12 protein-coding genes and 1 pseudogene are annotated in these 14,169 nt (G+C 42.4%); 8 read left to right on the top strand and 5 right to left on the bottom strand.

The genetic code is table 11. From position 1 onward, the window contains the following. Positions 1-461 precede the first annotated feature (461 nt). Positions 462-2,450 carry a molecular chaperone HtpG gene (gene htpG, locus V7L20_RS10725; protein WP_334744056.1) on the top strand — a complete coding sequence of 663 codons (1,989 nt, stop codon included), beginning with the start codon at positions 462-464 and terminating at the stop codon, positions 2,448-2,450. 141 nt (positions 2,451-2,591) lie between these two features. Beyond that, the gene (gene rpmB / locus V7L20_RS10720; protein WP_334744055.1) at positions 2,592-2,828 is read left to right on the top strand and encodes a 50S ribosomal protein L28; all 237 of its coding nucleotides are present in this window, start codon (positions 2,592-2,594) and stop codon (positions 2,826-2,828) included. 123 nt (positions 2,829-2,951) lie between these two features. Here rpmB and V7L20_RS10715 read toward each other — a convergent pair whose 3' ends face one another. The 3 genes from V7L20_RS10715 to V7L20_RS10705 form a co-directional block, all read right to left on the bottom strand. After that, on the bottom strand, positions 2,952-3,614 hold the full coding sequence (locus V7L20_RS10715) for a Uma2 family endonuclease (RefSeq protein ID WP_334744125.1): 663 nt from the start codon (positions 3,612-3,614) through the stop codon (positions 2,952-2,954). A gap of 335 nt (positions 3,615-3,949) precedes the next feature. Beyond that, entirely contained in the window at positions 3,950-5,434 is a 1,485-nt protein-coding gene (locus tag V7L20_RS10710) for a M16 family metallopeptidase (protein ID WP_334744124.1), read from the bottom strand. A gap of 235 nt (positions 5,435-5,669) precedes the next feature. Then, the gene (locus tag V7L20_RS10705) at positions 5,670-7,436 is read right to left on the bottom strand and encodes an insulinase family protein (protein ID WP_334744054.1); all 1,767 of its coding nucleotides are present in this window, start codon (positions 7,434-7,436) and stop codon (positions 5,670-5,672) included. Positions 7,437-7,585: 149 nt separating this feature from the next. Between V7L20_RS10705 and V7L20_RS10700 the strand changes: the two genes are divergently transcribed. After that, the gene (locus V7L20_RS10700; protein WP_334744053.1) at positions 7,586-8,200 is read left to right on the top strand and encodes a TetR/AcrR family transcriptional regulator; all 615 of its coding nucleotides are present in this window, start codon (positions 7,586-7,588) and stop codon (positions 8,198-8,200) included. Positions 8,201-8,248: 48 nt separating this feature from the next. On the opposite strand, the gene V7L20_RS10695 is transcribed toward V7L20_RS10700, so the two are convergent. Beyond that, positions 8,249-8,689 carry a DUF4332 domain-containing protein gene (locus V7L20_RS10695; protein ID WP_334744052.1) on the bottom strand — a complete coding sequence of 147 codons (441 nt, stop codon included), beginning with the start codon at positions 8,687-8,689 and terminating at the stop codon, positions 8,249-8,251. A 487-nt stretch (positions 8,690-9,176) separates the two neighbouring features. Between V7L20_RS10695 and V7L20_RS10690 the strand changes: the two genes are divergently transcribed. After that, the gene (locus tag V7L20_RS10690; protein ID WP_334744051.1) at positions 9,177-9,317 is read left to right on the top strand and encodes a hypothetical protein; all 141 of its coding nucleotides are present in this window, start codon (positions 9,177-9,179) and stop codon (positions 9,315-9,317) included. A gap of 11 nt (positions 9,318-9,328) precedes the next feature. Here the strand turns inward: V7L20_RS10690 and V7L20_RS10685 are convergent, their stop codons facing one another. Further along, on the bottom strand, positions 9,329-10,129 hold the full coding sequence (locus V7L20_RS10685) for a PhzF family phenazine biosynthesis protein (protein ID WP_334744050.1): 801 nt from the start codon (positions 10,127-10,129) through the stop codon (positions 9,329-9,331). Positions 10,130-10,336: 207 nt separating this feature from the next. Here V7L20_RS10685 and V7L20_RS10680 point away from each other — a divergent pair, with 207 nt between their 5' ends. The 4 genes and pseudogenes from V7L20_RS10680 to V7L20_RS10665 form a co-directional block, all read left to right on the top strand. Further along, positions 10,337-10,576 carry a hypothetical protein gene (locus tag V7L20_RS10680; protein ID WP_334744049.1) on the top strand — a complete coding sequence of 80 codons (240 nt, stop codon included), beginning with the start codon at positions 10,337-10,339 and terminating at the stop codon, positions 10,574-10,576. A gap of 159 nt (positions 10,577-10,735) precedes the next feature. Next, entirely contained in the window at positions 10,736-12,118 is a 1,383-nt protein-coding gene (locus tag V7L20_RS10675; protein WP_334744048.1) for an aminopeptidase P family protein, read from the top strand. A gap of 537 nt (positions 12,119-12,655) precedes the next feature. Further along, positions 12,656-13,660, top strand: coding sequence for a helix-turn-helix transcriptional regulator (locus V7L20_RS10670; RefSeq protein WP_334744047.1), 1,005 nt, complete (start codon positions 12,656-12,658; stop codon positions 13,658-13,660). A gap of 159 nt (positions 13,661-13,819) precedes the next feature. Further along, positions 13,820-14,169: pseudogene (locus tag V7L20_RS10665) on the top strand (TonB-dependent siderophore receptor); the annotation flags it as partial.

The raw sequence follows: 14,169 nt of genomic DNA, 5'->3' as shown, positions 1-14,169 counted from the left end.
ATTTTCAAAGTTTTTCGGGGAATCCTGTAGTTGTATACCCACCATATTTGTCAGTCCATCAGGTTAGGTAGGCATTGTTTATGCAACTGATCACCTCGTTAGATATTAGAAATGCGAAATATTTATCAAAAAATCGGCTCATCAGTTACCACCACCAGTTGCGTCTAATTTTTTCCCTGGGTAATCAGGTAAAAAACGTTCTGGAAATTAGAATTTTTAATTCTTTGTTAACGAACATTTTGAAAAATAAACCTACGGTGAAAATCAGGAGTAGGGAAATCCGAATCACAAAATGGGGGCAAACAATGCTTACAAAAGGAGCGATCGCCTAAGTTATGCTTTTAAAATCCTAATTGGTATCATACCCTTCTATGTTCTCCGGGTTTATCCTGGAAAGCAGAAGGCTAGGCTGTATTAGCCGCTATCATCATTTCAAATACTAACATCGAAGATTACCAATTATGCTAGAACAAGGCACTATCAGTATTCATACTGAGAATATTTTCCCGATCATTAAGAAGTCGCTTTACTCAGATCACCAAATCTTCTTACGGGAACTGGTATCCAACGCTGTAGACGCCATCCAAAAGCTGAAAATGGTATCCCGCGCCGGAGATTATGCTGGAGATATCGGCGAACCGGAAATTGAAATTGCCATTGACAAAGATAACAAGACTCTCTCCATCTCCGATAATGGTATCGGGATGACCGCAGATGAAGTTAAGAAATATATCAATCAGGTTGCCTTCTCTAGTGCCGAAGAATTTATTCATAAGTATGAAGGCAAATCAGATCAACCTATAATTGGCCACTTCGGTCTTGGTTTTTACTCTTCTTTCATGGTGGCGCAAAAAGTAGAGATTGATACACTGTCATACCAAGAAGGAGCGCAGGCGGTTCACTGGACTTGCGATGGTTCTCCAGCATTCACCCTAGAAGAATCGCCCCGGACAACTCGCGGCACTACTATTACTCTCACTTTACAAGGAGAAGAGGAAGAATTTTTAGAACATGCACGGATTAAAAATCTTGTCAAGACCTACTGCGACTTCTTGCCAGTACCAATTAAACTTGATGGCGAAGTATTAAATAAGCAAAAAGCACCGTGGCGAGAGTCTCCGAGTAATCTGAGTAAAGAAGATTATTTAGAGTTTTACCGCTACTTGTATCCTTTTCAGGAAGAACCTCTGTTGTGGGTACATTTAAATACAGACTATCCCTTTATCATCAACGGGATTCTGTATTTCCCCAAAATGAGGCCTGATGTAGATGTTACCAAAGGGCAGATCAAGCTATTTTGCAATCAAGTTTTTGTTAGCGACAACTGCGAAGAAATTATCCCGCAATTTCTGATGCCAATGCGGGGTGTGATTGATAGTACCGATATTCCCCTGAACGTATCGCGCAGTGCATTGCAAGGCGATCGCACCGTGCGGAGAATCGGTGATTACATTGCGAAAAAAGTAGGCGATCGCCTCAAAGAACTTTTCCGCGATAATCGTGAACAATACATCAGTGCTTGGAAGGATCTTGGTACTTTTGTGAAATTTGGCGTTCTCAATGACGAGAAATTCAAAAAACAAATCGAAGATATCATCGTCTTCCGTACCACCGCCAAGCTGACAGAAAAAGTTGCTGCCCAAACTCCAGTAGTTGAAGTACAGTCTTCAGACGGGGATGCTTGGCAAGATGTGACTCCTTCACCCAGTTCTGAGAACTCAACACCCAGCGCTCCTTATACCACACTCAAAGAGTATCTAGAACGCAACAAAGAACGTAACGAAAACCGGGTTTTCTATAGCACTGATGAAGCAACCCAAGCTACATACATAGAACTACACAAAAATCAAGGCTTGGAAGTCCTGTTTATGGACTCCTTCATCGACACCCACTTTATCAACTTCCTAGAGCGGGAATATCAGGATGTAAAGTTTACACGGGTGGATTCTGACTTAGATAATACTCTGCTGGAACAAGACAAAGCTACAGAAATTGTTGATCCTAAGACGAATAAAACTCGGAGTGAGACGATCAAAGAGTTATTTGAGAAATCCCTCAATAAACCCAAACTCAACATCCGCACCGAAGCTTTGAAATCAGACGATCCTCATGGTACACCACCTGCGATCGTGCTTCTACCAGAGATTCTCCGCCGTATGCGGGAAATGAACGCTATGATGCAGCAGCAGTCAGTAGAGTTTCCTGAAGATCACGTTTTGCTAGTGAATACTGCTCACCCGTTGATTCAAAATCTGGCAAATCTTAACCAAGGTAGTATTATTCAAGGTGATGGTCAATCACCTACTAATCAGTTAGTAAACTTGATTTGTCAACACGTCTACGATTTAGCGCTGATGTCTCAGAAAGGATTTGACGCTGAGGGAATGAAATCCTTCGTCGAGCGATCAAATGAGGTACTCACCAAGCTGACAGAACAAGCTAGTAAGTAAGAATAGTTAGAAGTTAGGAGTTATTTATCCCCCTGCTTCCCCATTCCCCACTCTCCATTCCCCTACTCCCTTCTCCATTTCTGTTGTCTAAGACCTAAAATGGAAAGGCTGTATTAAAATAACAATCTGGAGATACTTGCTATGTCGCGTCGCTGTGAACTAACTGGTAAGAAAGCAAATAACGCCTTTGCTGTTTCCCACTCCCATCGCCGTACTAGACGCCTTCAGCACGCTAATCTGCAAAGCAAGCGTGTTTGGTGGGAAGGCGGAAATCGCTGGGTAAAGTTAAAGCTGTCTACCAAAGCAATCAAAACCCTACAAATTAATGGGTTAGAAGCAATGGCAAAAGAAGCTGGCATTAACCTGAATCATTACTAATTGATACTCCCACGGTTTGAAGCCGTGGGATTCTTGGTTTACCAAGCCGACTTGTCTTAACCTGTTGCCAGATCCAAATAGAGGTACAAGTTAGGTAGTTGTGTACCTAAAATTAATTACGAATTACGAATTATTAAGTAATTGCTGTTGTATCTGCTTTTTTACCCAAAGACGAAAAGCTTTAAGTGTTGCATTTCTGCCTGCTGTTGTACTTTGCTCAAGATATTTGGAAATCGTTTCAATTAATGGGAATAGGGGAAAATTTAGACTTTGTTGAGACTCTACATAATGCCCGTCTTGTAGAACATTAATTTGGAGTTGTCTTTTATCAAAACGCCAAAGCTCAGGTACTTTTAAAGCTTCATAGATATTAGGATGAGTACGAGAAGTAATATCAACTTCTAGAGCTAAATCTGGAGGGGGGTCTACTGTTAAATCTAGTCGCTTCTTGCCGCGAATCTTGGATTCATTTTTTATATAGAAACATTGGTCAGGTTCTATACCTTGAGCCATCACTTGGTTTTTGAAAGTGGTAGAACCAAGACTAATAAACTCAATATCTAATTCTTCCAAAAGCGCTTTGACTAAATCACTAATAATTTCTTTATCGTATTCATGTTCTGGCAGTGGTGCCATAATCTCCAGTATTTCCCTGTCATAAGCAATTCGTGCAGCACGGTGTTCCCCTAAATCCTCTAGAATTGTTTCCAATTCCTGCCAGGTTACATCTCGCAGTAACACCCTTTGCCCTGGTGGAACATGAATGCGCTTTAATTCCAACAACATCATCTCCACTCCCAGTAGCTCAAATCTGAATTTAGCTTACTCCAGTTAAGGCGACAATTGTTTGCTGCTTCATCACTAAATTGTTAGATGCTTGGACACACAGCAGTTTGTTGTCGGATCTCGCCTGTTTAATAAACCCCTCTATTAAAGTGTATGGAGCGATCGCTCCTAAAAAAGTGTAATTAAAAAAAAACCTCTGGAAACTCCAGAGGCTTTGGTTCCTGATTTAGTTTCTACTGCTTACTACAATTTGTCCTCAGTCATTTCCCGATAATGAAGGAAATTATTTCATTTGAGTAGTTACTCAACTACTTGTGAACGCCGATTACCAGGGATTAATTCTTCGCCTGTGGTTGCGAACCAGGAATCGTTACATCTACTGGTGTCACCTTTGCTGCTAACTGCGTCAATGGCGGTTGAATAGCAGTTTGATTCCCTACCACTAGAGTCACGATCTTTTCTGGCTTGAGGTATTCTCGTGCTACTCGTTGCACATCAGCAGCAGTGGTGGCGGCGACGGCTTTTTGATAGCGAAAGAGAAAATCAGCAGGATAGCCGTAATATTCGTATCGCATCAACCGTGATAAAGTTTGGCTGGGGTCTTGAAAGTTGAATACAAAGGAGTTGAGTGTAGACTCTTTCGCAAAAGCTAGTTCTTTTGCTGTAACTCTTTGAATTTGGATGCGCTTGATTTCATCTTGCAAGGCTTTGACAAATTGAACGGTAGCATCTGATCGCGTTTGTCCACCAGCAATAAACATGCCAGGATAGTCGAAACGAGGACTCCACTCGCCGTAAACAGAGTAAGCTAAACCTTGACGCGATCGCACTTCATTAAATAAGCGTCCACCAAATCCACTTAATACCCCATTCAATACATCCAGCGCTGGATAATCAGGATTGTCAAACCGTCCGCCTAAATGTCCGAGAAGCACACTACTTTGTGTCAGTTGTGGCTGATTGACAAAAAAGACTCCACTTGTATTAGCTAGCGAAACATTTGGTAATTTGGGTTTAGCAATACCTGGGTTGCGGTTCCAGTCGCCAAAGTTAGCCTGAATGAGCGATCGCATTTTCTTGGTGTCAAAATCCCCCACAATCCCTAAAATCATATTATTGGGGTAGAAATATTGCTGATAAAACTTAATTAAATCCTCACGCTCAACCTGATCTACCGTTGCATACTCTATGGTGCGAGCATAAGGACTATCTTTCCCGTAGATCAATTTTTTAAATTCTCGACTAGCAATACTATCTGGATTGTCATTGCGACGAGCAATGCCACCCTTTGCTTGTGTCTTAGCCAAGTCTAGCTTTTCTTGAGCAAATACTGGCGATCGCAGCACCTCGGCAAACAGCCCAAATACCGTTTCTAAATCTTCACTGAGTGCGTCAAAGCTAGCACTACCAGAAGCTTCACCAATACTGGTTTCTACAGATGCCGCGCGTTGTTCCAATATTTCATTGAGTTCATCAGGTGAATGCTTCTTAGTTCCTCCAGTTCGCATCACCGCGCCTGTAAAACCAGCTAAACCAACTTTCTGTTGTGGTTCCAAGCGATTTCCTGTCCGCACAAACGCCGTCCCATTCACCAACGGTAATTCGTGATCCTCCATCAAATAGACAACCAAGCCGTTCTGGAGAACAAACCGCTCATACTTGGGTAACTTAATCTCTGGTAGCGGTGGTAACTGCAACTCTGTATAATGCTTTGCCTCAGTCGTCGCCGCTAGAGAAAAATTACAAGTTAAAAGTAAACACGCAAATACACCAACCAAAGCATAAATCAACCCCTTTCCATTTTGGATTTTAAGTCGCACCTTTGGTGCGCTTCCAGCGTAACTTAGATTTCGGAATGACCTGAAGCGAAATTTTGGATTTCTGCCAGCAAAATACTTTTTTACCATCTTGAATTCTCCATATTTCTCTTTCTCTGCGTCTGGGGCTGTTTGTTACACCATTTCACTTTTTCGTCATAATACTTGAATTCCTCTAACCGTAGCTTCAGCAAGCCTCTGATAATCCCAAATCCCAAATCTAAAATCTAAAATTGTCTCATCCTTCCTTCGACAACAGCTTCCCAATCGTGCGATTTTCTGGCGTAAACGTCTCCTTTGCCACCCGCACAATATCAGCCGTTGTCACCGCCGAAATATCATCTAACTGCTTAAACAAATTCCGCCAAGAGCCAGTTTTCACTTCATATTCCAACAATTGTTGAGCCATCCCCATATTTGAATCGAGGGTGCGTAACAAACCTGCCCGGGCTTGGGTTTTCACCCGTTCTAAATCAACCATTGCTACAGGCTCAGTTTTTAATTTGTCAATTTCTTGGCCCAAAGCCACCGCCAACTCATCAACCGTATGACCAGGAGCCGTGAGAGCATAAAATAACATCAGGTTTGGGTACTTATCTCCAGGAAAACCGCTAAAACCTTGGGCACTTAGTGCCAAGCGTTGTTTTTCTACTAAAGATTTATACAACCGTGACGTGCGCCCATCACTTAATAAACTGCCAATGATTTCATAGACGGCATTATCTGGATGAGTAATTGCCGGACGATGATAACCTTCTAAATACCAGGGTTGAGAAGGTAGCTGTAAAGTAACTTCTTGTGTTTGTTGTTGTGACGGTTCTACCGGGATTTCTTCAACAGCTTTGGTTCTTGCCAGATAGCGGCCAAAATAAGTTTGCGCCAGTTTTTTCACCTCAGTTGGGTTAACATCTCCGACAATAGCAATGGTCAAATTACTTGGTACGTAGTGAGTATCAAAAAACTTTTGCACATCTTCTGGTGTCAGATTGCGGATATCTTCGTCATAACCAATCACCGGACGGCGGTAGGGATGAACTTTGTAAGCAGTATCAATAAACTTTTCCACCATCAATCCAATGGGTGAATTTTCCACCCGCATTCGTCGCTCCTCTAAAATTACATCTTTCTCTTTATAAAACTCACGACGAATTACAGGATCAAGAAATCGTTCCGATTCCAGCGACATCCAAAGTTCCAGCTTATTGGCAGGAAAGCTGTAGAAATAACGAGTAGCTTCAGTTGAAGTATTAGCATTTAAACCTACACCTCCCGCTTGTTCGACAATTTTCCCCAATTCGTTTTGCTTGACAAGCTTGGCTGCTTGCGCTTCTACTCGCTTAAACTCACTTTCTAATTGGGCAACCTCATCTTTTTTGCCATCAGCTTTCGCTGTTTTAATTTGCCCATCCAATCGTTCTAAGGTTTCTAATAGAGGTTTTTCTGCCTTGTAGTCTTCTGTACCAATGCGCGTTGTCCCTTTAAACGCCAAATGTTCTAGAAAGTGGGCTACACCAGTTTTGCCATCTGACTCATCCACACCACCGACATTCGCATAAGTAATAAAAGAAACTACAGGTGCTTGATGTCGTTCCAAGACAATGAATTTTAGACCATTGTCGAGACGAAACTCTGTTAACTTCTTGATAACTTGATTCAGATAAGGTTGGATCGAACTTTCAACTGGTGGAGTTTGAGTTTTTGTAGGTTGCTGCACTCTTTGGGGAGGAGGTGCTGTCTGAGTTTGAGCTAGAGCAATTTCTGGCAGCAATCCCCACCACAAAACGATCAAAGCTAATAAAGCGACAAACAACCGTCGCAATATGAGAGATACTTTATCTGACCAATCCAAAATCGTTCGATGGTTCCTGAGCGAAGTCGTTGGCGCAGCCTCTTGTAGAGAAGGACTCAGTGAAGTCGTACCACTTCGTGGAAGCAAGCTACGCGTAGCGTTCCACAGGAAAGTCCCCAATTTAAAACCTAAAATTGACCGACTGATCTGGTTCATAAGCAAAAATTAAGATAAAGTTACACTACCTAAAAAACTAGATACTTAGCAAAAAGACGTTAATCTTGTATTAAGTTTATTAAGCTTTTTTACTTGACGTTAGACAATAATGCTACAAATCCTGTTCCGCAAATTTCACCATAACTGTTATGCGAGTTTTTAATTCTTCCCCACCCTCAGAGGCTCAGACGCGTACCCGGATTTTACAGGCAGCACAACGATTGTTTGCCTCTCAGGGATTTGACGGCACTACCACCCGCGATTTAGCACAGGCGGCAGGTGTAGCTGAAGGCACTCTATTTCGTCATTTTGCCAATAAAAAGGCAATTTTGGTGGAAGTAGCGACGAGTGGATGGGTGGAGATTCTCACAGATTTGCTGACAGAATTAAGTGAAATGGGCAGCTATAAAGCTGTAGCTCAGGTGATGCGTCGCCGGATGTGGAATTTTCAAAAAAATGCCGATTTAATGCGCGTTTGTTTTATGGAGGTGCAGTTTCATCCCGACTTGCGCGATCGCATTCAATTAGAAGTGATTACTAAAATGTCTGATGTGGGCGAAGCATTCTTTCAAACAGCGATGGATAAAGGCATTTATCGCAAAATGGATGCCAAGCTAGTTGCTAAAGTTTTTTTGGGAATGTTTGCGATCGCAGGTTTTTCCAACAACACCCTTATGGAACCTGACGCTTCCCCCCAACAAATGCAGGAAATGGCAGAAGGACTTGCTGATATCTTCCTTAATGGTGTCTTAGCGAAAGAGTGAGGAGTTGTGAGTTACGAATTATCAATTATGAGTTTTAACTCCTAACTCCTAACTAATCATTGTTTTCGCTTGCTGACTCCACTGTTGTACTAATTCAATTGCTGGACACAAATCTCGTCGCTGCATTGTTGCTACTTGCAAGCGCATAATTTGTTGGTGCAATCTGTGAGTGGGAGTCTGAGCCAACTGCGCTACAGAACCAATACCTGCATGGAGCAATAAACCACAATATTGTGTGCCTACACTAGGAATACGTGCTAAATCAGCTAAAGCCATCCATTTATTTACATACTGAAGATGAATTTGTAGTTTATTTGCTAATACTACTCTTTTCTCCAGAGTTTTCCCTTGTTTGATTAGCGCTACTGTACTAGGAATTCCACAATTTTGCAGTTGAGATTGTTCCTCGTGGCTTAGTCCAGGTAATTGCTCAATTGGCCAGTCACGAGCTTGGATACGACTTTGATTATTTATATTTCTAGTAGACATCTTTGAAATTAAAATATAGGCTTATTTAAATATTGTGACAGTTGCTTCTTTGCAAAAGTACGCTATTGCAGTTTATTTGTATTGCTGTGCCATTTTAACGTAACCTCTTGCAATGAGATTGTGTCGCTTAACAATGCCATTAGATCCTCTGACAATGCTATTGCATCGCCTAAGCATGCTATTGCATCGTCCGACAATGCGATTGTGTCGCCTAACAATGTGATTGCATCGGCTTGCAAAAATTAAGTAAAATCGATAATCAATACCTTTGCCAAAAATAGAGATACGTGTAACTTTTGCCGAAACATTCCCAAATAAGTGTGCTACAACGTGTCTGGCTAATAAGACGCGATCGCCTCGCATAGTCTCTGACTTTAAAATGCGCGTAAAATCTCTGTAATTTTACTCGTATAAGGTGCGATTGCACGAAGTTTATGACCCCGATTCCGAAAAGCGCAGCCCAGTTATATGAAACAGATTTTGTAGCATGGATAGAAAAGACTGTGCAACTCATTCGTGCTGGACAATTTGGATAGAACTACCAATAGATACATTTCCAGTGGAGTGTCCTTATTCCATTGCCCGAATTCTTGATGCTGAGTTTTTGCCGGATGCAATTGATTCGTAATATTATTAGGTTTATGCGGTAATTAACTCGCCTCGCATAACAGTTACCGCTTGTCCGCCGAGAAAGACGCGATCGCCTCCGTTATAATATACCTTCACCACCCCACCGCGACTAGATGCTTGATAAGCCAACAACTCATCTTTGTGCAAGCGATCGCGCCAAAATGCAGCAAGACAACAATGGGCAGCCCCAGTAACGGGGTCTTCATTAATACCTACTCCTGGTGCAAAGAAGCGAGAAACGAAATCATAATTTAAATCTAAAGAAGCAATGCTGGTGACTATAACATCAGAAACAGGCAACACTTTTAGGAGTTGAAAATTAGGCTGCATTTGCCGCACCAAGTCTTCCGATTCCAATTCCACTAAATAACCTAATGAATTCTGCAAGACAGATTTGTATGGTACACCCAAAGCCTCGCTGAGTTCTGGAGGTGCGACTGTTGCTTGTGAGTGATTTACAGGAAAATCTAACTCAATCCACTCACCTTGCAACTTAGCAATCAGCACTCCACTTTTAGTATAGAAACGCGCAACTTCATCAGGTGATAAATGTCCCTCTGACCAAAGTACATGGGCACTAGCTAAAGTTGCATGACCACAAAGCGGTACTTCTACCGTGGGCGTAAACCAACGCAAATTGAAGCCATCATCCTGTCTAACTAGAAAAGCTGTCTCAGATAAATTCATCTCCTGCGCTACATTCTGCATCCAGTATTCGTCTTGGGGAGCAGGCAAAACACAAACAGCAGCAGGATTACCTGCAAAAGGTGTATTGGTAAAAGCATCAACCTGAGTAATGGTTTGTCCCATTAGAGTCACCTTGAAAATTGGACAGCTATATATTTATCAAGAGTGCGTTAGAGATTTATACCTCATAGTTACCATTATTATGAAGCAGCTCGTTCGTAGAGGCGCACAGCCGTGTTACATCCAAATGAGAACCGCCATATACAGTACCTTAGAAATTAGTAATACAATCTCCAAAAACTAGAGTCAATGTTAAAGCAAAACGGAAACATGAGGATAAAAATCTTCAAAAGCATCTTTGCTGCTGTCAACTTAGCGCTAATTTCTGGAGGATTAGTTAGTTGTGTTGTTGAAGTACCGCAGCCATCTGCTCCAACTGAGCCACAAAAACCAGTTGTACAACCTAACCAACAGCCTAAGCAGGTAAAGCAGAACGACAAAGATAACGACGACAAAGATGGCGATCGCAAGGATGATAAACACGATGACGATAAAGACGATAATGACTAAGGGACTTCCAAATAAAATACTCAAAAAACTGGCGAAAAAACTCTCTCCTCCTTATTCCTCTGTGTCTCTGTGGTTCGTTTATTTGGATAGTTTATTTCTTGGAAGTCCCTAAATAAAAGCAAACCTATAACTTTTACCCTTCTCTTTGAGTTTCTATTTATGCTGATCCAACAAACTTTTACTTCCCTAATCGATACTTTACGCCACCGTCGCCAACAACTAGCCAACCTCATTGATTTTCCAGTAATTCTGTGGTCAGGTAGCAACAGTCCACGCAACTTTCCTGCAAATCTCTTTCCGTTTCGTGCTAGCAGTCATTTCCTCTATTTTGCTGGACTGCCATTATCAAATGCAGCAATTCGTTTAGAAGATGGCAAACTAGAACTATTTATAGACGATCCATCACCCAGCAGCGCCCTTTGGCATGGAGAAATGCCAATGCGGGAGGAAATAGCTCAGAAAATTGGGGCGGATGTGGCTCGACCAATGGCAGAATTAGAATCTTGGGTAGAAGATGCCGCCACACTTGCTGTACAAGATGCAGCAACTTGGACGCAACAATCGCAGCTATTAAATAGATGGGTTTTACCACAAAGTCCTCCCCAAGGAATTGACTTAGAGTTAGCTAAGGCGATCGCTTCTCTGCGCCTCACTCATGATGAAGTTGCATTAACCGAGTTGCGAAAAGCTGCGGCTGTCACTGTTGAAGCGCACAAAGCCGGTATGGCAGCAACACCTAAAGCCAAGCTGGAAGCAGAAATTCGGGCAGCGATGGAAGGGGTTATTATTGCCCACAATATGACAACTTCCTACAACAGTATTGTCACCGTTCACTGTGAAGTTTTGCATAACCAACAGTATCACCATCCCCTACAACCAGGTGACTTATTACTTGCCGATGTTGGCGCTGAAACTGAGACAGGTTGGGCTGGTGATGTAACTCGAACATGGCCAATTTCTGGTAAATTTTCATCTACCCAAAGAGATATTTATAATGTTGTGTTGGCAGCCCATGATGCTTGCATTGCCAAAATACAGCCTGGTGCAGAGTATGGGGATATTCATCTGCTAGCTGCTAGGGTCATAGCTGAGGGTTTAGTAGAGTTAGGCATTTTACAAGGAAATCCCCAAGATTTAGTAGAGATGGATGCCCACGCGCTGTTTTTCCCTCATGGTATCGGTCATCTACTGGGTTTAGATGTTCATGATATGGAAGATTTGGGTGATTTAGCTGGCTATGAAGAGGGACGTTCTAGGAGCGATCGCTTTGGCTTAGGCTATCTCCGTTTAAATCGTCCTTTGCGTCCAGGAATGTTAGTCACAATTGAGCCTGGTTTTTATCAAGTGCCAGCAATTTTAAATGATGCCAATGTCCGCTCAAAATATCAGAATGTGGTGAATTGGCAGCGTTTATCTGAATTTGCTGATGTGCGCGGAATCCGCATCGAAGATGATGTACTAGTTACTGAAGTAGGTAGCGAAGTTTTAACAGCCGCATTACCAAATAGTGCCAGCGCTGTGGAAAATTTAGTGAGTTGTTAAAAAATAAGTAGGCAAACATAATTAATTACACAATGTGATTGCAAATGTAGCGTACTCTTTTGGAAAACCCGTTCGCTACTTGTCTTAGGAGATGGGTAGCGAAATGAAGCAATTCGCTTGTGGCTGGGATTGTAACTCTTGCAGACCAAGCAAGGCGCGTAGCTTGCTTCTTTGTTTGCGTAGCGTCCCGTAAAGACGGAGTACGCTCCGCTGGCAATCACTGTAATTAATTAAGCTATAAGCAGCTAACACCCAGATCCATAACTAAGGTATATCAGGTGTCGCAGCTACGCTCGTCGTAGACATCGCCTTTTTGGAGTATTAACTAGGGTATGTCAGATGCCGCAGCTACGCCCGTCGTAGACATCGCCAGCTTTAAAAATCAGTTCAAAAAAATTTGGGCAATGCCTACGACTGGCTACGCCTACACATAGTTTGTGTGCTGACTGAAAACTGCCATGAGCGATACTGACCGTAAGCTTTGGTAACGCCATACTAACCTATAATTGTTGATAAATATTATTATTACTACTAACCATGACTATTACCCTGACGACAAAAGAGTGGGAAGAACTATGGGCTGAAGCTGAAATGAACAGCCAGAAAAACCCAGAATCTAATGAATATATTTATCAAATGCCTAGACAGCTGGGCAAAGGATATGTGCGAGAGATTGAGGTGTATCCCCATCTGTTGCTTTCAATTAGTGACTCTGAATATTACGATGATGTATTGATAAAAGTTTCTGAATATAATCATCCTCTGCAATTTCATGTCGGTCTTTTAGGAGTTAACACAGACGATACACTGATATCTGGTGCTGGCGTTCAACACTCATGGATTGCAAAGAATCCAAAATCCCAACGGAGTATAGGCGTTGATATTCACATGCCACCTGAGCTATTGGGAACTTTTTTTTCGACAGCAGATGGCAAAATTCCTTCTCAGTTCAGCTTACTGGCGAAAGGTGATGATTGGCAGACAATGCTATGGCCTAAAAAGACTGCTGCTGTACACTCTGTGGCAGAGCAAATCATTAACTGTCCTTATCAAGGAATCGCCAAGCGGATGTATTTGCAGGTGAGAGTGCTGGAACTGATCCGCTTGCAGTTAACTTCGATGCTGGTGGATCAAGGTGGAGTGCAAAAACCCCCACGAATGAAGGCAGAAACCATCGCCCGGATTCATCATGCCAAAGAAATTTTGCACTCCCGTTTAGAGAATCCGCCGTCATTGCTGGAATTATCGCAACTTGTGGGGGTGAGCGATGCCTGCGGCGGGCTACGCCTACGCACTCTGCGACGTGGATTTCAGGAACTCTTTAGCACAACTGTATTTAGCTACATCACCAATCAGCGTATGGAGTGGGCAGAAAAACTATTGCGGCAAGGCGATCTCTCCGTTGCTGAGGTTGCTAACTTAGTTGGTTATTCTAACTTAGGACACTTTGCAGCTACCTTTAAACGTAGGTTCGGCATTACGCCAGGGAAATGTTTAGTCGGCAAGAAGTCCGTTTCGGGATCTGAAGCCGTTTCTGAGTAGACTTGATTGCCAACTCTTCTGTACACTCTGTTTCACTGATAACTAAGAAATAATTGCAATAATCCAGATTTTTTACTGAAGTCATCCTCCAGTATTCCTGGGGGACTGCAAAGCGTGTGAATAAGCAAAGTTTTGTGAGCAGGTGTGTAGGGAGTTGTTATGAAGCGTTGGCAGTTTTCTAGGATTGTTTATCTGTGGCTGGCAGTCTTTACGGCATGTCTGAGTGCTATAACTATGCAGCCAGGTAGGGCAGAGATTAAACCAAGCAATGAAAAGTTAAAATCCGCGCTAACTTCAAAGATTCGTCATCTAAAAGAGATAAAGCATCCCATCGTCAGCGCTCAACAGCTTGTGCAGTCGCCTGCACCGCCAAACACGCCCTTAGCAGAAATTGTGCAAGTGACGGCAGTGAAAGCAAATCCCACTAAGATTGGTGTGGAGGTGATTCTACAAACTACCAAAGGTGAGCAGTTACAAGTTACTAATCGCAGTGCTGGTAATAGTTTTAT

The sequence above is a fragment of the Nostoc sp. genome (assembly GCF_036916735.1).
In the GTDB taxonomy this organism is placed as follows: Bacteria; Cyanobacteriota; Cyanobacteriia; order Cyanobacteriales; family Nostocaceae; genus Nostoc.
The sequence above is the reverse complement of the archived record's forward strand: the minus strand, read 5'-3'. Positions and strand labels throughout refer to the sequence as shown.

Bases quoted from the DNA above. Each gene is read 5' to 3' on its own strand.
- htpG (WP_334744056.1), top strand. From the start codon at position 462: ATGCTAGAACAAGGCACTATCAGTATTCATACTGAGAATATTTTCCCG.
- rpmB (WP_334744055.1), top strand. From the start codon at position 2,592: ATGTCGCGTCGCTGTGAACTAACTGGTAAGAAAGCAAATAACGCCTTT.
- V7L20_RS10715 (WP_334744125.1), bottom strand. From the start codon at position 3,614: ATGTTGTTGGAATTAAAGCGCATTCATGTTCCACCAGGGCAAAGGGTG.
- V7L20_RS10705 (WP_334744054.1), bottom strand. From the start codon at position 7,436: ATGAACCAGATCAGTCGGTCAATTTTAGGTTTTAAATTGGGGACTTTC.
- V7L20_RS10700 (WP_334744053.1), top strand. From the start codon at position 7,586: ATGCGAGTTTTTAATTCTTCCCCACCCTCAGAGGCTCAGACGCGTACC.
- V7L20_RS10695 (WP_334744052.1), bottom strand. From the start codon at position 8,689: ATGTCTACTAGAAATATAAATAATCAAAGTCGTATCCAAGCTCGTGAC.
- V7L20_RS10690 (WP_334744051.1), top strand. From the start codon at position 9,177: ATGGATAGAAAAGACTGTGCAACTCATTCGTGCTGGACAATTTGGATA.
- V7L20_RS10685 (WP_334744050.1), bottom strand. From the start codon at position 10,129: ATGGGACAAACCATTACTCAGGTTGATGCTTTTACCAATACACCTTTT.
- V7L20_RS10680 (WP_334744049.1), top strand. From the start codon at position 10,337: ATGAGGATAAAAATCTTCAAAAGCATCTTTGCTGCTGTCAACTTAGCG.
- V7L20_RS10675 (WP_334744048.1), top strand. From the start codon at position 10,736: ATGCTGATCCAACAAACTTTTACTTCCCTAATCGATACTTTACGCCAC.
- V7L20_RS10670 (WP_334744047.1), top strand. From the start codon at position 12,656: ATGACTATTACCCTGACGACAAAAGAGTGGGAAGAACTATGGGCTGAA.